The organism is Polyangium spumosum (assembly GCF_009649845.1).
Classification (GTDB): domain Bacteria; phylum Myxococcota_A; class Polyangia; order Polyangiales; family Polyangiaceae; genus Polyangium; species Polyangium spumosum.
Genome location: NZ_WJIE01000024.1, coordinates 54,530 through 77,487, shown reverse-complemented (window position 1 = coordinate 77,487; position 22,958 = coordinate 54,530). Strand labels below are relative to the sequence as shown.

General features: G+C 69.6%; 10 protein-coding genes. 5 read left to right on the top strand and 5 right to left on the bottom strand.

The features are described 5' to 3' along the window. Positions 1–62: 62 nt before the first annotated feature. Positions 63–1,277, top strand: coding sequence for a hybrid sensor histidine kinase/response regulator (locus tag GF068_RS40165; RefSeq protein WP_170319973.1), 1,215 nt, complete (start codon positions 63–65; stop codon positions 1,275–1,277). A gap of 34 nt (positions 1,278–1,311) precedes the next feature. Here the strand turns inward: GF068_RS40165 and GF068_RS40160 are convergent, their stop codons facing one another. From GF068_RS40160 to GF068_RS40150, 3 genes are all read right to left on the bottom strand, one after another. Continuing rightward, positions 1,312–1,611, bottom strand: coding sequence for a hypothetical protein (locus tag GF068_RS40160; RefSeq protein WP_153824849.1), 300 nt, complete (start codon positions 1,609–1,611; stop codon positions 1,312–1,314). Then, a complete protein-coding gene (locus GF068_RS40155; protein ID WP_153824848.1) occupies positions 1,608–2,171 on the bottom strand; it encodes a hypothetical protein in 564 nt (187 codons plus the stop codon). Before GF068_RS40155 ends, GF068_RS40160 begins: the two co-directional genes overlap by 4 nt. A gap of 97 nt (positions 2,172–2,268) precedes the next feature. After that, positions 2,269–3,054: a GDSL-type esterase/lipase family protein gene (locus GF068_RS40150; protein ID WP_170319972.1), complete on the bottom strand. Its 786-nt coding sequence runs from the start codon at positions 3,052–3,054 to the stop codon at positions 2,269–2,271. A gap of 245 nt (positions 3,055–3,299) precedes the next feature. Between GF068_RS40150 and GF068_RS40145 the strand changes: the two genes are divergently transcribed. Further along, the gene (locus tag GF068_RS40145; protein ID WP_153824846.1) at positions 3,300–4,727 is read left to right on the top strand and encodes a sigma 54-interacting transcriptional regulator; all 1,428 of its coding nucleotides are present in this window, start codon (positions 3,300–3,302) and stop codon (positions 4,725–4,727) included. A 25-nt stretch (positions 4,728–4,752) separates the two neighbouring features. On the opposite strand, the gene GF068_RS40140 is transcribed toward GF068_RS40145, so the two are convergent. Next, a complete protein-coding gene (locus GF068_RS40140) occupies positions 4,753–6,345 on the bottom strand; it encodes a serine/threonine-protein kinase (RefSeq protein WP_153824845.1) in 1,593 nt (530 codons plus the stop codon). A gap of 61 nt (positions 6,346–6,406) precedes the next feature. Between GF068_RS40140 and GF068_RS40135 the strand changes: the two genes are divergently transcribed. Then, positions 6,407–7,450, top strand: coding sequence for a PEGA domain-containing protein (locus tag GF068_RS40135; RefSeq protein ID WP_170319971.1), 1,044 nt, complete (start codon positions 6,407–6,409; stop codon positions 7,448–7,450). Positions 7,451–7,515: 65 nt separating this feature from the next. Then, positions 7,516–9,942, top strand: a complete 2,427-nt coding sequence (locus GF068_RS40130; RefSeq protein ID WP_153824843.1) for a DUF4215 domain-containing protein — start codon at positions 7,516–7,518, stop codon at positions 9,940–9,942. Positions 9,943–10,014: 72 nt separating this feature from the next. Here GF068_RS40130 and GF068_RS40125 read toward each other — a convergent pair whose 3' ends face one another. Continuing rightward, positions 10,015–21,396 carry a non-ribosomal peptide synthetase/type I polyketide synthase gene (locus GF068_RS40125; protein ID WP_153824842.1) on the bottom strand — a complete coding sequence of 3,794 codons (11,382 nt, stop codon included), beginning with the start codon at positions 21,394–21,396 and terminating at the stop codon, positions 10,015–10,017. A gap of 467 nt (positions 21,397–21,863) precedes the next feature. Between GF068_RS40125 and GF068_RS40120 the strand changes: the two genes are divergently transcribed. Further along, complete coding sequence (locus GF068_RS40120; RefSeq protein WP_170319970.1) at positions 21,864–22,823, top strand: STAS domain-containing protein; 960 nt, start codon at positions 21,864–21,866, stop codon at positions 22,821–22,823. Positions 22,824–22,958 lie beyond the last annotated feature (135 nt).

The following is a 22,958-nucleotide window of genomic DNA, read 5'->3' as shown; positions in this document are numbered from 1 at the left end:
CAGGGGAGAACATGATGCTGCATGTCTGGAATTTCTCGCCTGGATCGCCGAGCATGTCAACGATGCGAGCGCCCCTCGTCCTGCTCGTCGACGACGACCCCCAGAGCCTGAAGCTCCTCTCGGACGCCCTCGCGGGTCAGCCCTTCGCCCTCGCCGTGGCGCTCGACGGCGAGATGGTCCTGCGGCAGGTCCGGCGCGAGGCGCCCGATCTCGTGCTGCTCGACGCGCTGATGCCCGACATGGATGGCTTCGAGGTCTGCAGGCGGCTGCAGGCGGATCCGGCGACGCGGGACATCCCGATCATCTTCATGACCTCGCTCTCCGACACGGCGAGCCGCGTGCGCGGGCTGGAGCTCGGCGCGGTCGATTATGTGACCAAACCCTTCGTGCGCGCCGAGCTCGCGGCCCGGGTGCGGGCGCAGGTCGCCGTCCGCGCCGGGGCGCGGGCGCTCGCGGAGAAAAACGCCGAGCTCGAGCGAGCGGCCGCGGAGCTCGCGCGGGCGCGGGACTCGCTGGAAGCGGAGGTCGTGCGCAGGACCGACGAGCTCATGGCGACGAATCAGCGCCTCGCGCACCTCAATCGCGTGGCCGCGATGACCGAGCTCGCGACCTCGATCGCGCACGAGCTGAACCAGCCGCTCGCCGCGATCCTCAGCAATGCGCAGGCGGCGCGGCGTCTCCTGCAAAGGTCGCCGCCGGACGTGTCCGAGGCCCTCCTGGCGCTCGGCGACATCGTGGAGGACGACCGCCGCGCGGGGACGATCATCCAGCGAATGCGGGCAATGCTGAAGAAGGGGGCGCCACGTGCGGACGCGCTGGATCTGAACGAGCTGGCGCGCGAGGTGGCGCGGCTCGTGGGCAATGACGCGCTCCTCCGGGGCGCGACGTTGCGGCTCGACCTCGGTCCGCGCCTGCCGCGGGTGCGAGGTGATGGTATCCAGCTCCAGCAGGTGCTGCTCAATCTGGTGGTCAATGGGCTCGACGCGGTCGCGGATCGCCCGGCCGGCGGGCGGCTCGTGGTCGTGCGGACCCGCAGCGACGGCAAGGATCGGGTGTCACTCTCGGTCGAGGACGCGGGCAAGGGAATCGCGCAGGAGGACCTGGAGCGGATCTTCGAGGCCTTCTTCACGACGAAGGCCGAGGGGCTCGGCGTGGGCCTGGCGATCAGCCGATCGATCGTGGAGGCGCACGGAGGTCGGCTCTGGGCCGAGAACAACCCCGGCGAGGGGGCGACGTTTCGATGTACACTCCCGATCGCGGAGGAGGGCGGCGTATAGCGGGCGGGGGTAGAAGCCCGACGTACGCGGGCACTCAAGGCAGCCGGTGATGAAGCGGTAACCCTGCCGGCGCCGGGTAGATCGCCACGCCGTGCGCGGCCCCGAGCTCGCTCGTGGAAAGCACGGTCTCGGGCGTGACGGTACCCGAGGCCGAGAGCTGGGACGGCGCGAAGCGCCCGAGCTGGCCGTTGGCCAGCGGCGTCCAGAGGCCGCCTTCCTCGTCGAAGGCCAGCCCGTCGAGCAGCGCGCTGACTCCCAGCTCGAGCTGTACCGCCGGCGTCACCGGCTTTTCGCCCGAGCCCGAAAGGTCGTCCGGCGTGAGGCGGGCAATCACGTTGGGTCCGAAATACGCCACCCAGAGGTTGCCCGCGGCGTCGAACGCGAGCCCCGCCGGTGCCGAGAGCTCGGTTGCGGGCGCGGCGACGTCCATGGACCGGTCTCCACCGCGGGTGCGACGGTTCCCGTGGCGCCGAGCGCCTCCTCGGCCCAGGCGAGGAGCGGCGCGGGGCTGTTCTGCGCGCCGATCCAGAGCTTGGCGCTGGAGGCGATGAGGGCATACGCCACGTCCACGTCGACCCCATCGTCCGCGGGGACGCACACCTCGACGCCGTCGGGCGCGTCGTAGGCAGCACGAACGAGCCCGCCGGGAGCGGCGACCGGCTCGGCGGACACCGTCCATGTGCCGCTCGGGACGCCCTCGAGCCGGCCCGCGCTCGTCGCCGTCGGCGGGCCCTCAGGCGCCTGCAACACCAGGGCGGCGGAGACGGCTTCGGGCAGCCCGGAGACGGTGAGGTTCAGGGTGCCCTTGCCACCCGTGGGACACGAATCCTCTGCGCCTCCACAACCCACGGCGAGGATCGAGAGTGTCCAAGCAATGCTGACGTAGTTCTTCACCCAAGCCTCCTTTGTACAAGAGCGGTCCGACTCTACCCCTGGGCGACGACGAGCGTAAGTAGGGGGACCGGGGTGTGAACAGCCAGATGCTCGCCGGTCAGAAGCACCCGAGCGTGTTGAGCTTCTGCCGCCATTTGTCTGCCATCCAGGCATAACCGTAGGCGTCCGGGTGGATGCCGTCGGCGGCGAGCGTCGCCGTCGGGAAGCCTGTGTTCATGTCGACCACGTCGACCTTCACGTGACCTTGCGCCTTCAGCGTCGAGACGATGCCGTCGACGTAAACGTTGTACGCATTCACCTCGGCGTTGAGCGGGGCGTACACCCCCGCGAGCGGGATGATCTTCGCCACGAGGATCCGCGCCGTCGGGTTGAACGCGAGGAGCCAGCGGACCATGATGTCGAGATCGTACGCCGCATTGAGGTGACCTTGCCCCTGCAGGAGGTCGTTCGTCCCGGCGTGCACGAGGATGACGTTCGCGCCGACGTAATTGGTCTGGATCCACGGCGTGAGCTCATCGACGCGGAACCCCGGATACCCCGAGTGTAGGTGCTGGCCGGCCGCCCAGAGGTTGTACGACGAATAAGCGCCCGAGAGGCCCGCCATCCGGATCGGGGCCCCCACGGCCGGGGGAAACAGGACGAGCTGGCCGCGATATCCGTCGATCCCGCCGATGCCCGCGGTGAGCGAGTCGCCGAAGGGCTGGATCTTGCACTCGACGACGAGCTCGGCCTCGGCCTCGGCGACGTCCTCGTCCTCGTCGTCGATCACGAACGCAGCGTCGCCGTCGGTCATCTCGGGATCCATCGAATCGACGGCGCAGCCCATCGAAGCACAGGAGAGGAACACGAGGGTCAGGCCGAAGAGGGAATTCGAGAGCGTCATGGGAGCCTCCACTTGGGTTTGCGTTTTGCGTGTGGTGCGGCGCGCCGGACTCTCCGTCGCGCGCCTCGGGAGGACGCTATCGCAACGCTCGTGCCACGACGCGAGCCCTCGATATTGCTGGGAAATCGGCGCCGCGGGCGCGGCGCAGGGCCCCGGGTGTCCGGACATCGCGGCGAGGTGTCCGGACACCCGGCGAGGCCACGCTTGCAGCGCGCCGGGAGCCTCGCCTAGGATCCGCCTCGCGTATGGCTCGGCCTCTGCTCACGACCCAAACGGAACAGGAACATTCGGTCCAGCAGAAGACCGTCGGCCTGCTCGTCTTCGTGCTGCGTTACGACGATCTGCTCGCGGCCGATTCGCGGATCCTGCCCCCGATCACCCGCGAGGGCGCGAAATACGAGGTGGGGCGCGCCCCGGAGGTCCGGCCCGCGGCGCTCGCGGGCAGCACGCTGCTCCTGCCCGATCCCTTCGTGTCACGCGCCCACGCGCGCCTCGTCCGCCGCCGTGGCGCCGACGTGCTCGAGGACCTCGGCAGCAAGCTCGGCACGTTCGTGAACGGCGAGCGCATCGAGGGGCCGCGGGCCCTCGTCGATGGGGACCTCCTCGAGATCGGCCACTCGCTCCTCGTGTATCGCCTGGTCGAGCCACGCGTGGCGGTGCGTTTGGCCTCGCTCCCCCAGGGGATCCAGCACGGCCCGACGCGCACCTTGTGCCCCGAGCTCGCGAGCATGTCGGCGGACCTCGAGCGCATCGCGCGGACCGACCAGCCGGTCCTCTTGCTCGCGGAGACGGGCGCGGGCAAGGAGATCGCCGCGCGGTTCGTGCACGAAACGAGCGGTCGTGCAGGGCCGTTCGTGGCGGTCGACTGCGGCGCGATCCCGGATCACCTCGTCGAGGGAGAGCTCTTCGGCCACCGCCGCGGGGCATTCAGCGGCGCGGTCGAGGAGCGAAGAGGCCGCATCCGCAGCGCCGAAGGGGGCACGGTTTTTCTGGACGAGCTCGGCAATCTCCCGGAGAGCGCCCAGGCGAGCCTGCTACGCGTGATCCAGGAGCGCGAGGTGACGCCGGTGGGCGGCGAGCGCGCGCAGAAGGTGGACGTACGCTGGATCGCCGCGACAAACGAGGCCCTCTTCTCCGAGGACAGCCGGTTCCGGGCGGATCTCCGGGCGCGGCTCGCGGGGTACGTCGCGCTCCTGCCGCCGCTGCGGAGACGGCGGGAGGATCTCGGGTTTCTGGTCGCCGACATCCTCGGCAAGACGGGCCTATCGAGCGTCTCGATCACGAAGCGGGCGGCGCGCGCGCTCTTCTTCGGCGAATTGCCCGGGAACATCCGCGAGCTCGAGCGAGCCCTGTCGAGCGCGGCCGTGCTGATGGGCGACGGTCCGATCGACGTGCAGCACCTGAGCGTCGTGGCCGCGCGCGCGGCGAGCCGGGCCTCTGCGCGGGCCGAGGGCTCGGCCGCGGACGCGCCGCCCGCGGATCCGCCGACGGGCGAGCCGCAGCGGAGCTCATCGAAGCGCCCGACGCGGGAGGCCATCGAGGCGGCGCTGGCCCGAACCAACCGCGTGCAGGGCGAGGCGGCGCGGCTGCTCGGTGTCCACGAGCGCCAGCTCACCCGGTGGATGGATGCGTACGGGATCCCCCGCGCCAAAAAGAGCTCTTCGGAGGCGTGACGCCGACGCGCGGGACGTTCGATCCTCAGAAGAGGCCCTCGTGTGTTTTGCCGCTCGGCTTCGTCGTGGGCGCGGGCGGCGCCTGCGACGCGGTCGCCGAGGGCGCGCTCGTCGCTTTCGCCCTCGTGCTGGATGTCGAGGTCGTCGCCGCGCGGGGAGCGCTCGTGGGCGCGGGCGGCGGCGCGGGCGGCGGCGCCGTCACGGACGCCGTTGGCGCCGCTCCTGCGCTGGGCGAGGGGGCCTCCGGCGGCGCGGGCGGGGGCATGCTCGATGCGGCGAGGGGGAGGCTCGTCGTGCCCGACTCGGGTTCGACGCCGGCGCCGCTCGGGGCCGGGAGATGTGGTTTGTCTTGAAACACGTAAAGCCCGACTCCGAGGAGGGCCGCGAAGCCGACCGCGACTGCGATCCACGGAGGAGACGCGCGCTGTGCAGGCGCGGGCGCGACCTCCGACATGGTCCTGCTCAGGGGCGATTGCGTGGACGCGGAACCCTCGGACGCACGCGCGGGTGCGACCTCCGCGGGCGCCACGTTCACCTTCGAGGGAGGCTCGGCGCCCGTGCTCCTGAGCGCCGGCAGGAGCTCCGCGAGCTTCTCCGGCGATTCGGAGAGCGTCTCGACCGAGGTCGTGGGTGGCGCCTCGTCAGGAGGGGCCTGCCCGGCGGATGCCTCGAACGCCGGGGCGGTGGGGGCCGCGGCGAGCTCCGCGGACGCGGCCGCCTCGCCGAGCAGATCGGAGAGCGGCGAGAGCATGCTGTTCACGCGGAGGAGTGAGCGCAAGGCGGCGGCGAACTCGCCCATGGTCGCATATCGCTCCTCGGGGTTCTTGCACAGGCAACGGCCGACGACCGCGTCGAGCTCGCCGGGGAGCTCGGGCCGGATCTGGCTCGGGAGCATGGGCTCCTGCAGCATGATCGCATGCACGACCTGCCCGATCCATTCGCCTTCGAATGGGACCCGCCCGGTCGCGAGCTGGTAGAGGACGACGCCCATGGCCCAGATGTCACTTTGAGGTCCAACGGCCTTCGCGTCCGAGACCTGCTCGGGGGACATGTAGAGCGGCGAGCCGAGCAGGGCGCCGCTCGTCGTGAGGGACTGCGACTCCGCGGACATACGCTTGGAGATGCCGAAATCGAGGAGCTTGAGGCAAGGTTTTCCGCTCGGCCTCCGGATCAGGAACATGTTCGAGGGCTTGAGATCGCGGTGCACGATGCCGAGCCCGTGCGCCTCCACGAGCGCATCGCAGGCCTGGAGCACGAGGCCGGCCGCCTCCGTGACGGGGAGCGGGCCGCGCCGCTCGATCACCTCGGCGAGGTCTCGACCTTCGAGGTACTCCATGACCATGTACGGCCTGCCATCGTCGAGCTGACCGACGTCGTAGACCTTCGCGACGTGCTCGCTCTTGAGGCGCGCTGCATTACGTGCCTCGCGGAGGAATCGATCCCTCGCCTGCTGCGCGCGGCCGGCGCCCTCGGGCCCGAGCATGAGTTTGATGGCGACGAGCTCCCCGAGGCCCTCGTGTCGCGCCGCCACGACCATGCCCATCCCCCCCTGGCCGAGGACCCGTTCGACGCGGTACTTGCCCAGCAAGGTCTCGCCCGCCGTGACGATGGGATGCATGGCGGTACCATAGCCGCTGGATCCCTTGACAGGAAGCACGTTGTCGTGTGTCCTCACGCCCGTGAAGATACGTCGGCCCGTCTCCGACGCACGGTTTCTCGCGGCCCTCTGCGGCGCGCTGCTCGTCGCGCCGGCCGCGCACGCGCAGCCGAGCGACGCCGAGAAGATCGCCGTCGCGCAGGCGCTTTATGACGAGGCCGTCGCCGCGATGGACGCCAAGGATTACGCGACGGCGTGCCCCAAGCTCGTGGAGGCGGTGAGGCTCGTGCCCGAGGGTATCGGCGCCAAACTCACGCTCGCCGAATGCTACGAGGAGAGCGGCAAGCTGGCGAGCGCCTGGTCGCACTATGCGGTGGCGAGCTCCCTCGCGCAACGCGCGGGGCAGAAGGATCGCGCCGCGCGAGCCGCGGCGAAGGCGGAGGCGCTCAAGGGGCGGCTCGCGAGGCTGACGATCGATGTGCCGGACGCGGTCCGCAAGATCCCGCAGGTCAGGGTCACGCGCGGCGGCGTGGCGCTGGGGGAAGCGCAATGGGGGACGGCGCTGCCCGTGGACGTGGGGCGACACGAAATCGTGGTCACGGCGCCCGGGTACGAGACGTGGACGCGGGCGATCGAGGTCGCGAAGGACGGTGAGGCCATCTCGGCGCGCGTCGAGGCTCCCGCGATCGATCTGCGCGCGAGCGCGGCGGAGGAGCGGAGGCGCGCGGCGTCGACGGTGGTGATCCAGAACTTCGCGGCCGAGAGGCCATGGCAACGTCCGCTCGGCACGGCCGCGATGGGCGTGGGGGCCGCGGGGCTCGTCCTGGGCGGGGTGCTGGGCGGGCTCGCGATCCAGAAAAACGACGAGAGCAACGCGGGCCTCTGCGACGCGGACGATTCTTGCAAGCGCGCCGGGCTCGCGCTTCGAAGCGAGGCGGTGAGGCTGGGCAATGGCTCGACGGCGGCGCTCGCGGTCGGCGGGGTCGTGCTGCTCGGCGGGGTCGTGCTCTTCGCGACGGCGCCAGCGTCGAAATCGAAGGGCAGCGCGGAGAAGGGCCCACGGGCCGGGGTGGACGCGACGCTCGAGCTCCTTCCGACCGGCGTACGGGTGCGAGGCGCATTCTGACCCGGCGCGCGCGTGGCCGCGCGAGTCCTTGACAGCTCGCGTGTTCTCATGTGTCACTCTCGAGGGTGAAGCCACACCGGTCCGAGGCACGGAAGCTCCGCGGCGGCGCCCCTATCGTTCTCCTCGCGCTCCTCCTGGGCGGGTGGGTCGCCTGCAATCAGGTCGCCGGGATCCGTGAAGGGAACCCCTATCCGGACGCGTGTGTCACCGTGGACGACTGCTCCGTGCCGGAGCCCGAATGTCGGACCGCGGCGTGCGTCGAGGAGCGCTGCGTCTACGACGACAAACCCGCGGGCACGCCGCTCGTGGCGCAGGTCGCGGGCGACTGCGTGGAGGCGCAATGCGACGTGGAGGGCCGGCGGCGGCTCGTGCCCGTCCAGGCGGACGCGCCGAACGACGGCAATCCATGCACGTTCGACCATTGCGTCGGGAGCACGCCCACGCACGCGCGGCTCTCGTTCGCGCCCTGTTTCACGGGGCCCGCCGAGATGCGCGGCGTCGGGGCTTGTGTCGACGGCAAGCAGGTCTGTGACGAGGACGCGAAGCCGACCGGGCCTTGCCTGGGGGAGGTCTTGCCGAAGGAGGAGACGTGCCTGTCGATCTTCGACGAGGATTGTGACGGGGCCGTGAACGAGTCCGGGCTCGGCTGCGTGTGTGTCCCCGGCACGATCGGCGATTGCTTCGGCGGGCCGGAGGCGGCGCTGGGGAACACGCCCTGCAAGCGTGGAAAGCAGCTCTGCATCCCGGACGGGACGGGGTACGGAGAATGCGTGGGACAGACCTTGCCTGCGCCCGAGGCCTGCAGCCCGAGCGGTATGGACGACGATTGCGACGGTCGCGTCGACGAGGAGGGCCCCGACTGCGTATGCGGCGACGGCGTCGTGTCGAACGCGGAGGTCTGCGACGACGGGAACACCGACGAGAGCGACACGTGCACGACGACGTGCGTGGTGCCGGGCTGCGGCGACGGCATCGTGCAGGACGGCGAGGCGTGCGACGACGGGAATTTGCTGGACAGCGACGCGTGCACCGCCCAGTGCCAGATGGCAACTTGCGGCGACGGGCTGCTCCAGGTCGGCGTCGAGGCGTGCGACGACGGAAACACGATCGGCACCGATACATGCACGTCGTCCTGCCAAAATGCCGCGTGCGGGGACGGGTTCGTCCGGCAAGGGGTCGAGGAGTGCGACGACGGCAGCCTCACGGCGACGGAGACGTGCATGCCCGATTGCCGCGCGGCGCCGGTCGAGCTCTTCGCGGGCGGCGTCTCCATGTGCGTGCTCTTCGCGAATGGCCGAGCGAAGTGCTGGGGCGCGAACGAGAATGGTCAGCTCGGCCTGGGGGACAAATGGATGCGGGGCGACGGGCCGAACGAGATGGGGTACAACCTCCCGTTTCTCGGGCTCGGCGACGGCCGCACCATCCTCTCGATGGCCCCCGGCACCGCGCACACCTGCGCGCTGCTCGACGACCAGACCGTCAAATGCTGGGGAGGGGGCGGGTTGGGTCAGGTAGGTCTCGGCGACATATTGGCCCATGGGGACGAGCTGGGCGAGATGGGGGACAGTTTACCGCCCGTGGACCTCGGCGCGGGCCGGACGGCGAAGGTGCTCAGCAGCGGCCACGCCCATTCCTGCGCGATCCTGGACGACGACACCCTCAAGTGCTGGGGGTACAACTCGAACGGTGAGCTCGGTCAGGGGGATACGATGATCCGGGGGAGCCAGCCCGGTCAAATGGGCGACGCCCTCCCTCCGGTCGCGCTCGGGACGGGCCGGTTCGCCAAGCAGCTCGCGAGTGGACACAGCTTCCAGTGCGCGGTCCTGGACGATGGTGCCGTGAAGTGCTGGGGGTACAACATCTGGGGACAGCTCGGCCAAGGCGATATGATGCAGCGGGGAGACGAGGTGGGTGAAATGGGGGACGTTTTGCCCTCGGCGACCCTCGGCGCCGCGGGCGCGGTCCTCTCGATCTCGGTGACATTTGGTCATTCCTGCGTGCTCCTGACCGACGGAAAGGTGAAATGCTGGGGGCTGAACGGCAGCGGTGCGCTCGGGCTGGGCGACACGGCGCACCGGGGGGACGGGCCGGGGGAGATGGGGGACAACCTGCCGTTCGTCGATCTCGGCAGCGGCAAGACGGCCACGCGCATCGCGACGGGCGGCGCTTCTTCGTGCGCGATCTTGAATGACGGATCGGTCAAATGCTGGGGGGAAAACGCTCGGGGCCAGCTCGGCCTGGGCGACAAACTGAACCGCGGCATAGCGCCGGGCGAGATGGGCGACGCGCTCCCCGCGATCGATCTCGGCGCCGGCCGGAAGGCCAGGAGGATCGCGGTGGGCGGCAGGTTCGCCTGCGTGATCCTCGACGACGCGACGGTCAAATGCTGGGGACAAAATGATTCTGGCCAGCTCGGCCTCGAGGATACGTTCGATCGCGGCGACGACCCCGGCGAGATGGGGGACGCCCTTCCGGTCGTGAAGCTCCGGTGATCGCGGGAGACGAACGATAGGCGCCTCCCGGCCGCGGCAGGCTCGTCCTGGACCGAGCGCATTCCGCACGTGCTAGGGAACCAAGAATCTGTCTCGGTCCCGATCCCCCTCCGTGCCAGGGTTCCGAGACGGACGGCTCGTCGCGCGGCTCGTGGGGCCTCCTCCCGCTGCTTCCGCGAGCGCGAGATGCCTGCCGAGCACGCGGGCGACACCTTCGACGAGGGGCGCATCCATCATCGAGAAATGGGTCCCCTCGACCGGAACCCGCGAGAAGGCGCGCGCCGCGAGAGACATCCAGTACCGATCGGCGTCGGCGTCCTCGGGGGCGCGGTTGTCTCGGGCCCAGAGATAAAGCAGGTCCGCGCCGAGGGGCATGGGTCGATACGCGGCGAGGGCTCGCCAGGTGGCGAGCACGATGGACCGGAAGGGCGTATCCTCGCGTAGCGCCGTGAGGAAACCCTGATAGGCCTGCGACTCCAGCGCGGGCAGGTTCTCCATGGCGCGCAGGAAATCCCCGGCGCTCTCCATGGGCCTCTTCGCGAGCTCGAGCGAGGAGGTATCGAGCATCGCAAGGAGCGCCACCCGTTCGCCCCGCGCGAGGAGCTGCTGCGCCATCTCGTAGGCGATCGCGCCGCCGGCCGAATGCCCGGCAAGCAAATAAGGACCCTCCGGCTGGATCGTCCGTACCTCTTCGAGAGAACGGGCCGCCATGACCTCGACGCGCTCCAGGATGGGCTCACCAGGCTCCATACCCGAGGCCCGGATGCCATAAACCGCGAGGGACGAATCCAGCGCGCGCGCCAGGGGCATGTACGTGTAGACCGTGCCGCCGATGGGCTGCACCAGGAAGAATGGTTTTGCCCCGGCCGACCCCTTCCGGAGCTCGACGAGCAGCCGTCCGCGGTGCGCCTCCCGCGCGACCGGGGCGCCGACGCCATTGCCTCCCGCGTGGGACGCGCCGCGGATGCGCGCGGCGAGGGCACGGAACGTCGGCGATTCGATGAGGGCGTGGACGGGGAGGCGCACGTCGAGCTCTCGCTCGATCCTCGCGCGCAGCTCGACTGCGATCAGCGAGTCGCCGCCGAGATCGAAGAAGTTGTCCGTCGGTTCGAGCTTCTCGACGCCGAGCAGCCGCGCGACGAGGGCGCAGAGCGCCTGCTCCACGGGGTCGAGGAGCGTCGAGCCCGGGACGCGCGGCGCTCCGGGGGCCGGCTCCGCGCGACGCGAGCTTTCCGCCTCGAATTTCACAGCCGCTCGGCCTTCGCGACGTCCGGGCGCAGGTGCCATGACGTAATGAATACGCTCGAAGGGGTAGGTCGGAAGCGGGACGCGGCGCCGACGCTCACCTGCCCAGAAGGCAGCCCAGTCCACCTCCACGCCGATGCACCATAGTTGCCCCACGGCGAGGAGCAGCGTTTCGAGATCCGAACGATTCGCCTCGGCGCCGCGGTGAGCGAGGGTCGTGCAGACGGTCCGCGAGACGCCGACGGCCGGGTGCCGGCGGACCAGGCTCGAGAGCGTCCGACCCGGGCCGACCTCGACGAAGGCGCAGGTCGGATCGGCCAGGAGCCCCCCGATCCCCTCGGCAAACCGGACCGTGCCGCGCAGGTGACGCGCCCAGTAGGACGGGTCGATCGCCTCGTCGTCGCGCAAGAGCCGCCCCGTGAGGTTGGAGATGAGCGGAATGCGAGGCGCGCGCCGTTCCATCGAAGCGGCCCTCCGGGTCAATCGATCCACGAACGGCTCGACCATCGAGCAGTGGACCGCCCCTGCGATGGCGAGCCGCCGGCACTGGATGCCCTCGCGCGCGAGCTCGGCCTCGAAGCGCGTAATGGGCTCGCCTGGCCCCGAGACCGCGCAATTATCGTATGCATTGACGGCCGCGAGCGAGAGCAGAGGCCCCATGCGCGCCGCGAGCTCGACCTCGGACAGCGATACGACGAGGGTCGCCGCGTCCCCGGGCAGCTCCTCGTAGATGGCGCCGCGGAGCACGAGCAGGTCGATCGTGTCCTCGAGCGACAGCACGCCGGCGAGGCAGGCCGCGGCGTATTCACCGAGGCTATGGCCCGTCATCGCGGCTGGCTGGATCCCCCAGGACATCAGCAACCGGCCGAGCGCGTACTCGGTGCAGAAGATGGAGGCGATGTTGAGCGAGGGTCGCAGGAGCGCGCGCGCGGCCTCGGCGCTGTCGGCCTCGCGCGCGAACACGAGCTTGCGGATATCGATGGACAGCGCCGCCTCGAACGAGGCCGCGGCGCGATCGAAGCTCTCCCGGTAGACCGCCTCGCTTTCGTGGAGCTCGCGCCCCATCCCGATTCTTTGAGAGCCCATGCCGGGGAACATGAAAACGACGCGCGGAGGTTGCTCCTTCGCCGTACCGCTCGCCATCCTGTCGCGGTCGTGGTTTGTCAAAGCGGACGCCGCGGAGCTCGGGTCGCCGCAAACGACGGCCCTGCGGTGCGCGAGCTTCGCCCGGCCTTGCTGGAGCGTGAATGCGGTGTCCGGGAGCGAAATCACGGGGTCTCGCGCGAGCGCCTTGGCGAGGCGGTCCGTGCTCGCCTCGAGCGCGGCCTCCGTGCGCGCGGAGAGCAAGAGGAGCTGGACCGGGCGGGAAGGTCCGGACGGCTCGCGCTCCGGGGCCTCCTCCAGCACGACATGCGCATTGGTGCCACCAATGCCGAAGGCGCTCACGCCGGCGCGCCGGGGCGTGCTCCCGCGGCCCCAGCGCAAGGGCTCCGCGTTGACGAAGAAGGGGCTCTCTTCGAGGTGGAGCTCGGGGTTCGGCGTTTTGAAATGGAGCGTCGGCGGGATGAGCTCGCGCTCGAGCGACAGGGCTGCCTTGATGAGCCCAGTGACCCCCGCGGCGGCGCCGAGATGCCCGAGGTTGCTCTTCACCGACCCCAGGGCGCAAAAACCTCTCTTGTCCGTCCGCCCGCGCGCGCCGAACGCTCGCGTGAGCGCTGCGACCTCGATGGGATCGCCGAGCGTGGTGGCCGTTCCGTGGGCCTCCACGAAGCCCAGGCTCTCCGGGTCCACGTCGGCCGCCTCCAGGGCGCGGGTGATCACCTCCGCCTGTCCATCGACGCTCGGCGCCGTGAAGCCGACCTTGCGAGCGCCGTCATTGTTGATCGCCGAACCCCGGATGACGGCGACGATCGTGTCGCCGTCCGCGAGCGCGTCCTCGAGCCGCTTGAGGGTCACGAGGGCGACGCCGCTCGAGCCGAGCATTCCACGAGCCTCGGCGTCGAAGGGGCGACAATGGCCATCGGGAGAGACCACGGACCCGCTCTCGTGGACGTAGCCGAGCCGATCCGGTGGCAGGACGGAGACGCCGCCCGCGAGCGCGACGTCGCATTCACGCGCGAGGAGGCTCTTGCAGGCGAGGTGAACGGCCACGAGGGACGTCGAGCAGGCGGTCATGACCGTCAAGGCCGGCCCGCGCAAGCCGAGCTCGTAGGCCACGCGGGTGGTCAGGGTGTCCGCGACGTTGCCAATGAGCGCCCGGTATTCCTCGGCGCTCAGCGGGCGCTCGGACAGGCCCACCCGCTCGATCCAGTAACGAGGCGCCTCGGCGCCGCCGAACACCCCGATCCTCTGCCCTTCCCGGGAAGGATCGTATCCCGCGCGCTCCAGCGCCTCCCACGCGCATTCGAGGAAGACGCGATGCTGCGGATCCATCACCCGCGCCTCCGCGGGACCGTACCCGAAAAATGCGGCGTCGAATCCCATCGCGTCCTCGATGACCCCGATCGCCGGCACGAACTCCTTCGCGTCGACGAGCTCCGGGCGGACCCCCGCGGCGAGCAGCTCCTCCCTCGTGAAGAAAGAGATCCCCTCGACGCCGCGCCGCAGGTTCTCCCAGAACACCTCGATATCGTTTGCCCCCGGGAAGCGGCCAGCCATTCCAATGATGGCAACGGCGGAGCTCCCGGGAGGCTGCGTCGCCGCATGATCCGAGACGGGGCGCGGCGAGGCTTCGCTCGGGGTGTTGCCCCTCCGCTGCGCTTCGAGGTGCGCCGCGAGGCGGCGGAGGGTCGGGAACTGGAAGAGCTCGACCATGCTCACTTCGAGGCCGAGACGCGACGTGATGGCCGACCGGAGCCGGGCAAGGAGCAACGAATGGCCACCGAGATCGAAGAAGGGGTCGTCGAGCCCGATCCGATCGAGCGCGAGGAGCTCCCTCCAGATGGCCGAGAGGGATTGCTCGATCTCCGAGGAAGGCGCGACGAAGGCCGTCGCGAGGCCGTCCTTCTTCCCGCGGTCCGGCGCGGGCAGAGCGCTGCGGTCGAGCTTTCCATTCGGCGTGAGCGGCAGCCGATCCAGCGTGACGAAATCCGCGGGGACCATGTAATCGGGCAACCTCGCTCGCAGGAAGGCACGGAGCGCCGGGATGAGGCGCTGCGCCCGCTTGCCGGCGAGGGGATCGTTCGCGAGGGGGGCGATGTATGGCTTTGTGACGCGCGTCCAGGGGCGGGGCCTCCCTTGTGCCGCTGCGCCCCGCTGAAACAGGGCGTCGAACCTGCTCGGGTCGGTTTGCGACGGGGAGAGGCGCACTTCGTAACCCAGGGCCTCCCCTCGCTGCCAGAGCGCCTCGGGCGCGACCGCGCCCTGGGCGTCACGCTCCGCGAGGGCAGCGATTTGCCCGCAGGTCTCCGGACCGGTCGACGCGCGCAGCCTTTGCCATGTGATCCAGTCGGAAAAGATGCGCTCGTTGGGGATGTTCAGGATCTCGACCGCAGCGGGCTGCCCGACGAGGGCGCGCTCGATGGCGTCGAGGCCACCCTCCATCCGGGTGAAATCGAGCGAATCCACCACCTCGACGGGCGGCGGGGCCTCGCCGACGTAGAGCAGGACGTCGTAACGATAACGCGTCATCTCGTCGGTGCCGTGGCCACGCTCGAGCCATATCTCCGCATGCGTGAGGCGCGGGATTTCGCCGACGAGGCTCCGGAAGAAGTCCGGGTCGAGGACGAGCTCGCCTTCGGTCGCCATCGCGCGCTCCACGCGCCCGCGCAGCATCGAAGCGGGGAGGTGCGACGGGGACCGATGAAGCTCGACCGATCCGTGGAATGCGCCGAGCAGCGGCAGGCAACGCACGTCGCCCACGAAGATCGCCCCGCCGTCGCGGACGGCCCGCGCGGCCCCCAGGAGCACGTCGCGGAGGTACGCCGCGTCCGGGAAATACTGCACGATCGAGTTGAGCACCACGAGATCGAAGCGCTCCGGCGCGATCCCCCGGAAATCGTTCGCTTCACGTTGCTCGAGCCGCACCCGGGAGAGATTGCGTGACGCGACCGCGGACCCGAGCGCGTCGATGACCTTTTTCGAGAAATCGACGCCGACATACTCATCGCAATGAGGAGCCACCGGGTGGAGCAAGAGCCCCGTCCCGCAGCCGATCTCCAGGACGCGCTCGGGCTTCAGGGCGAGCAGGCGCATCGCGGTGCTGTCCCGCCAAACCCGCATCAGCGCAGCGTCGATGGGCCGGCCGTCGTAGCTATCGTTCCAGCCCGTGATGTCGAAGGTCGGGTCGCCGCCCTCGTCCCGCTGCTCGTACGTCCCCTCGTACAGCGTTTTCCAGTCCGAGACCTGCTCCGCCACGAGCGCGCCGTCCTCCGCGTCCATTCCTCCCCCGGCGGACTGCGGGACGACGTACGCCACGAGGCGTTTGTCCCCGGCGTCGTCCTCCCGCACCGCGGCGGCGACGTCCTGCACCGCCGCGTGCTCGCGCAGAATCGCCTCGATCTCGCCGAGCTCGATGCGGACACCGCGGATCTTGACCTGCTCGTCGACGCGACCGAGGAACTCGAGGCGGCCATCTTGCCGCCACCGGGCGCGATCGCCCGTGCGGTAGAGGCGCGCCCCGGGCGCGGCGCTGAAGGGATCCGGCTTGAAGCGCTCGCGCGTCAGCTCGGGGCGGTGGAGATAACCTCGCGCGACCCCGGCGCCGCCGATATGCAGCTCCCCGGCCACGCCCACGGGCGTGAGCTGGCCCCGCGGATCGAGGACGTGAGCGCTCGTATGGGCGATCGGCCTGCCAATGGCCGGCGTGCCTTCCCCCGGCACGCACTCGGTCGAGGTCACGAAGACCGTACCCTCGGTGGGGCCATAAGCGTTGATCACCCTGCGTCCCGGGGCCCACCGATCGATGATCTCCGCTGGGCAAGCCTCGCCCCCCACGAGGATCAAAGAGAGATCGGGAAACTCCTCGAAAGGCTGCCGGGCCAGGACCGAGGGAGGGAAGAAGGCCACCGAGATACGGCGGCGGCGCAGGGTGCGGGCGAGGTCTTCACCGGGGAGGAGATCGTGGAGCTTCGCAATGCAGAGCGTCGCTCCCACCGTGAGGCTCATGAGCATCTCCCAGATCGAAGCGTCGAAGCCGAGGGATGCCGTCTGCAGCACCCGCGCGCCCCGGCCAATGCCGAGCGGCGCGCGCTGCGCATGGACGAGGTGCGCGGCATTGTGGTGCTCGACGACGACCCCCTTGGGGCGCCCGGTCGAGCCGGAGGTGTAGATGATGTAGGCGGCGTTCGTCGCGCACGCCCGCCGGCGCGGCCGCTCTGCGGGCATCGCTGCGATCTCGCGCGCCTCTTCTTCGAGGCAGAGGACCTTGCCCACGAAGGGCGGCGCGTCCGCGTCGAGGCGCTTTCGTGTGAGCAGGACGGAGGCCCCGCTGTCCTGGAGCAAGAATGCGCGGCGGTCCTTCGGGTGCGCTGGATCGATGGGCAGATAGGCGCCGCCGGCCTTGAGGATCGCCAGGAACGCAATGACGACTTCGACCGACCGATCCAGGCACGAGGCGACGATCGTCTCCGGCCCGACGCCGAGCGCGACGAGGCGATGCGCGAGCCTGTTTGCCCTCTCGTCGAGCTCGCGGTAGGTCAGGCTGCGCTCCTCGGAGCTCACGGCTTCCGCGTCGGGCGCACGATCCACCTCGACCTCGATGAGCTCGTGGACCAGCTCATCCGGCGGGGTCTTCGTGCTCGTATCGTTCCACTCCACGAGGAGCTGATCCCGCTCGAGGTCCGTCAGGATGGGCAACCCGAGCACGGGCTCGCCCGGGCTCGCGGACGCGCCCTGGAGGAGGGCCGTGAAATGCAGGACCATACGCTCGATGCGCCATGCATCGAAGAGGTCCGTGGAATACTCGATCTCTCCGACGAGGCTGCCGTCGTCCTCCTCCCAGCAATACAGGGTGAGATCGAAGACGGTCGATTTCGTGGCGGCCGTCAACTTCTGGACCGAGACGTCGGCGAGGCCGAGGTCGCGCTCGCCAGGCGGCTGCGGGGCAAAAGCGACCTGCACCAGCGGATTGCTGGCGGTGCTCCGCTCGATCCGCAGCTCCTGCACGATCTGCTCGAACGGGAGCGCGGCGTGGGCATACGCGCCGAGGCTCGCCTCGCGCACCCGCAGGAGGAGCTCGGAGAATGAGGGATCGGCCGAGAGATCGATCCGGACGGGAAGGGTGTTGACGAAGAATCCGAGCAACTCCTCGAGCTCGACGCGCCCGCGGCCCGCGATGGGAATGCCGAGCAGGAAATCTTCCCGCTCCGTGTAGCGACCGATCAGCGCCGCGAACACGGAGAGCAGGGCCATCGAGAGGGTGATGCCCCTCTCCGCGACGAGCTCGCGGAGGGGCGCGATCTGGCGCTCGTCGAGGCGAAAAACGCGCCTCGCGCCCCGGAAGCTCATGACCGGGGGGCGGGGGCGATCCGCCGGCAGATCGAGCAAATGCGGCGCGCCCGCGAGCCTCTCCCTCCAGAACCCTGCGAGCCGCGAGGCTGCCTCTCCGGCGAGTGTCCTCCGCTGCCAGGCTGCATAATCGGTGTACTGGAGGCGCGGCTCCGGGAGCGGCGAGGCTTCGGCGCGTTTGAATGCGTCGTAGACCGCCTCGAGCTCGCGGAAGAACAGCGCCATGGACCAGCCGTCCGTGACGATGTGATGAAGGTTCAGCCCGAGGACGTGCTCCGCGGCGCCGAGCCGCAAGAGCCCGGCACGCATGAGCGGGCCACGCGTGATGTCGAAGAGCCGCGCAGCCTCGGCATCGATCCACCGTCGCACGCGCGCGTCTCGCTCCTCGGGGCGCCCGCCGCCGGGCAAGGCGTCGACGTCGAGTTTGTCCAGGCGGACGATGGTGGGCTTTGCGATGCGCCGGATCGGCTTGCCGTCGACTTCGTGGTAGGTCGTGCGGAGAATCTCGTGGCGGCGTGTGATCTCGGAGAGGGCTCGTTCGAGCGCCTCGACATGGAGCGGGCCCTCGATACGGAAAAAGAAGGGGCAGCTATAGGCCGTGCTCTCCGGCGCGAGCGCGTGGAGGAAGTAAAGGCGCTCCTCGCCGAAGGAGAGCGGCAGATCCCCATCCCTCGGCGTGGGCGCGAGGGGAACCTCGTCCGGTGACAGCGCGCCTCCCTCGCGTGTTTGGATGAGGGCCGCGAGGGATTCGATCGTGGGGCGGGCGAAGAATTCGGGGAGCGAGATGTCGACGCCGTGGTCACGCCGGATGCGGGAGAGGACCTGCACGGCGCGGAGCGAGTGCCCGCCGAGGTCGAAGAAATCGTCGGCGACGCCCACGCGCGTGAGGTCGAGGATCTCTCGCCAGATGCTCGCGACCGTCTCTTCGAGCGGGGTCCTGGGTGGCACGAAGCCCTGATCGAGCTCGGGGCGAGACGCGCTCGGCGCGGGGAGCGCGCGGCGGTCGATCTTGCCATTCGGAGTGAGCGGGAGCGCCTCGAGCGCCACGAATATCGAGGGGATCATGGGCTCGGGCAACCTGTCTCCGAGGAACGCCCGGAGCGCCGAGACGAGGCGCGGCGCGTGTTGCTTGCGCGAGGGGTGGCTGGTGAGGGTGTCGAGCGAGCCGGACGCGCCCTGGGGTACGCGCCAGGGCCGCGGTCGACCCTGCTCGAGAGGTGGTTCGAAGAGCACGTCGACGTGGCTCGGCCCGGCGGTGCGGGAGTACGTGACGCGAACGCCATAACCGAGCCGCTCGCCGATCTCCCATAACGACTCGGGCGCTACGGCGTCCGTCGCTCCGCGCGCCGCCTCGGAGAGAACCTCGTGGACGGTCCCCTCCTGCCCCCGCGCCTTTTGCGCGGCGATACAATCGGCGAGGACACGCGCGTTCGGGATACCGAGAATCTCCGCGCGCTCGGGCCGCTCGTCCGCGAGCCATCGCTCCAGGGAAGCGAGGCTGCCAAAGGATTCGGCGTAGCGCCTCGTCGTCGCGACGGTGACGGACTCTCCGACCTCGCCGACGAAGAGGAGCACGTCGTAGCGGAAACGGGTCATCTCGTCCGCACCGTGGCCCCGCTTGAGCCAGATCTCGGCGTGGGAGATCTCCGGCACCACGGACCGGAGGGACTCGAAGTAGCCCGGCGCGAGCAAGAGCTCGCCCTCCGCGCGGACGGCGCGCTGGATGCGCTCGGCCAGGACCGCCGCGGGCTCGTCGCTCCTCGCCCGGGAAAACTCGACCGAGGCGTGGAAGGCCTCCGCGAGCGGCAGGCAGCGCACGTCGCCCAGGAAGATGGCGCCCCCGGGCCGGAGCGCGCGCGCGGCCCCGGAGAGGACGGCCTCGAGGTAATGGCGATCGGGGAAGTACTGGGCGACCGAGTTGAGGACGACGAGGTTGAAGGAGGCCGGCTCGATGCCGGAAAAATCGATGGCCTCGCGCTGCTCGACGGTGACCTGGGAGAGGCCGCGAGCGGTCGAGACGGTGCGGAGGCGCTCGACGGCCGCGGCGGAGAAATCGGCGCCGACGTAGGACCGGCAATGGGGGGCGATCGGGTGGAGCAGGAGGCCCGTCCCGCAGCCGATCTCGTACACGCGCGCAGGGCCGAGCGAGAGCAAGCGCGCGACGGTATTGTCCCGCCAGACGCGCATCGTCGGCTCGGGGATGGGCTCGCCGGTATAGCTGCTCATCCAGCCCGTCACGTCGAAGGTCGGATCCTCGGCTCTCGATTGGCGATAAGCCCCGTCATAGATGTCGCGCCACGCGCCGACTTGCTCCTCGTCGAGGTTGGTTGTTGCCCCTCGCGCCCTCGGGACGAAATAGGCCACGAGGCGCTTGTCCCCGGGCGTGTCTTCGCGTGCGCACACGACGGCGTCGCGCACCATGGAATGCTCACGCAGCACCACTTCGATTTCGCCGAGCTCGATGCGGTGGCCGCGGATCTTGACCTGATCGTCGATACGGCCCAGGTACGCGAGATTGCCGTCCTCCTGCCACGCCGCCAGATCGCCGGTGCGGTACATGCGCGCCCCCGGCTCGCGCGCGAAGGGATCGGGTCGGAATCGCTCGGCCGTGAGCTCGGGGCGATTCAGATAGCCGCGGGCCACGCCCACGCCGCCGATGAACAGCTCCCCGGGCACGCCGATGGGCACGGGCTCCATGCGCGCGTCGAGGAGGTGGACCTGCGTGTTCGCGATGGGGCGACCAATGAGGATCGGCGCCGTCTTCGAGGTGATCTGATGGAGCGTGGACCATATCGTCGTCTCCGTGGGGCCGTAGACGTTCCAGAGCGAGCCCACTCGGTCGAGGATCTTCGACGCCAGATCACGCGGCAGGGCCTCGCCCCCGCAGAGCACCCTGAGCGCGGGGCTCCCCTCCCACCCCGCTTCGAGCAGGAGCCGGAACGTGGCCGGCGTAGCCTGGAAAAACGTGCAGGCCCCCGCGCCGCCGCCGGGCTGCGCCATCAGCGCCGAGAGGCGCGCGCCGTCAACAGCCACCGCGCGGCTCACGACCACGAGGCACGCCCCGGCCGCGAGCGGCAGAAAAATCTCGAGGCCGGCGATGTCGAACGACAGGCTCGTGACCGCGAGAAGCACGTCCCGCTCCGTGATCCCCGGTCTTTTGCGCATGGACGCGAGGAAGTTGACGACGGCGCGATGCGGGATCTGGACGCCCTTGGGCCGCCCGGTCGACCCCGAGGTGTAGATGACATAAGCGAGGTTTTGCGGCCCGATGACCCGTGGCGGCCCCTCGACGCTCTCGCGGGCGAGATCGTCGGCCATGGCGTCGAGCACGAGGAACTGGCCGGAAAAAGGGGGGAGAGCTCCGGTGAGCCGAGCGTGCGTGAGACAGAGCGAGACCCCCGAATCGGCGAGCATGAAGGCCACGCGCTCGCGCGGGTACTCGGGATCGATGGGCACGTATGCGCCGCCGGCCTTGAGAATGGCGAGGAGCGCGATGACGAGCTCGAGCGAGCGCTCGAGGCAGACGCCTACGAGGCTCTCCGGGCCGACGCCCGAGCGACGGAGCCGGTGGGCGAGGCGATTCGCCTTCTCGTCGAGCTCGCGATAGGAAATCGCCCGACCCTCGAAGATGACGGCGACGCTGCCCGGCGTGCGCTCGACCTGCGCCTCGACGAGCTCGTGAAGGCAGGCGTGTTCGGGGAAGGCGACCGCAGTGTCATTCCAGGCTGCAGGTACGATGCACCCCGTGTCGGCGACGCTCATTCATCGGCTCCTTGCCCCCCCACGAATCGTGCATGGATGACGCAGGTCGACGGTACGCCGCCTCAGGAACGAGTCGTCATCGGAATTCTGGAACGACGGATAAGAAGAAACTTCATGTTGCCGCCGCGTGCCAGGCCATCATGGTGGGATGAGGGGGCGCACGTCAACCGACGAGCAAATACATGGCGACGCGTGCGCTGTGGCGCTTAGGTAGCGTCCACTCGAAGACTACAAACCTTACTTTTGCCTATTCAGCTACCTGTGGCGATGGTTATCGCACGCCGCAGGTAAGCTGACACAGCGAAATAAAATACGAGCTGCTGTGCCTGGACCCGCGATGGGGTGGCGCTCCAGCGGCACTTTGTGAAGACGTCGACATCTGGACGTCGCCTTGCGAAATGACAAACGAAGGTTTCCCCGAGGCGCGGGTAGGGTGTAACCTGACAAAGCGTTTGGATCATAGCGACATGAGCGACGACACATCACAGCTGTTCACCTACGCTGATTTACGGAGCCGCAATGCCGAGCTTGCGGCGGAGAATCAGGCCCTCCGCGCCCAGGTCGAGGAGGCGCGCCGGCTCAGCGAGGACCACGCGCTCGCCGATCGGGAGCGATACCTCAATGAGGAGCGATTCCAGCAGACGTTCGATTGTGCTCCGATAGGGATGACCATCGTCAGCCTGGAAGGCCGCTTCGTCCGCGTGAACCGCGCGCTCGCGGAGCTGCTCGGATACACGCCCGAAGAATTCGTGCGGCTGCGCTTTCAGGACATCACGCACGCCGACGACCTCGAGATCGACGTCGAGCTCGTCGGAAAGACGGTCCGCGGCGAGATCCCGCGCTACCAGCTCAAGAAGCGGTACATCCACCGGGACGGCTCGATCGTCCACGCCCTGCTACACGTCGCCCTCGTGCGTGACGAGAGCGGCGAGCCCGTCCACTTCATCTCGCAGATCCTCGACATGACCGAGCAAAAACGGGCGTACGAGGCGCTGCGGGCCAGCGAGGAGCGCCTGCGCCAGCTCTCCACGCCCCTCGTCCCGATCCGCGACGACATCGTCGCCATGCCGCTCGTCGGCGCGATCGATCCAGACCGCGCCGACCGGGCGCTCGAGGTGCTCCTCGCGGGCATCAGCGGCGGGGGCGTGCGCGTGGCCATCCTCGACGTCACCGGCGTGGTCGCCCTCGACGAGCAGGTGGCCGGCGCGCTCGTCCGGATCGCACACGCCGCGCGCCTGCTCGGCGCGCAGATGGTGCTGAGCGGCATTCGCGCCGAGGTGGCCCGCACCCTCGTGGAGGTCGGCGCCGATTTCTCGGGCATCGTCACGTGCGCGAACCTGCAAGCGTCGATCACGTATGCGCTGAAAATCTCCCGCGGCCGTGCCCCTCAGGGAGCCGAGGCGCCCAGAAATGGCGCTGGACGGTGAATACGGCCGACGCGACCGTCACCGGTGGACTCACCCCCTCATCATTCCAACCGCACGCCGACCCTCGAGGGGGGAGGAATGGAACCCGCTCGCCCGAGAACGCCCCCCTCGCTTCTCTTGGTGCGGAAGCCCCTA

What these genes read in the sequence shown, in the direction of transcription:
- GF068_RS40165 (WP_170319973.1), top strand. Translation starts at nt 63, where the DNA reads ATGCGAGCGCCCCTCGTCCTGCTCGTCGACGACGACCCCCAGAGCCTG.
- GF068_RS40145 (WP_153824846.1), top strand. Translation starts at nt 3,300, where the DNA reads ATGGCTCGGCCTCTGCTCACGACCCAAACGGAACAGGAACATTCGGTC.
- GF068_RS40150 (WP_170319972.1), bottom strand. Translation starts at nt 3,054, where the DNA reads ATGACGCTCTCGAATTCCCTCTTCGGCCTGACCCTCGTGTTCCTCTCC.
- GF068_RS40125 (WP_153824842.1), bottom strand. Translation starts at nt 21,396, where the DNA reads ATGAGCGTCGCCGACACGGGGTGCATCGTACCTGCAGCCTGGAATGAC.
- GF068_RS40120 (WP_170319970.1), top strand. Translation starts at nt 21,864, where the DNA reads ATGAGCGACGACACATCACAGCTGTTCACCTACGCTGATTTACGGAGC.
- GF068_RS40140 (WP_153824845.1), bottom strand. Translation starts at nt 6,345, where the DNA reads ATGCATCCCATCGTCACGGCGGGCGAGACCTTGCTGGGCAAGTACCGC.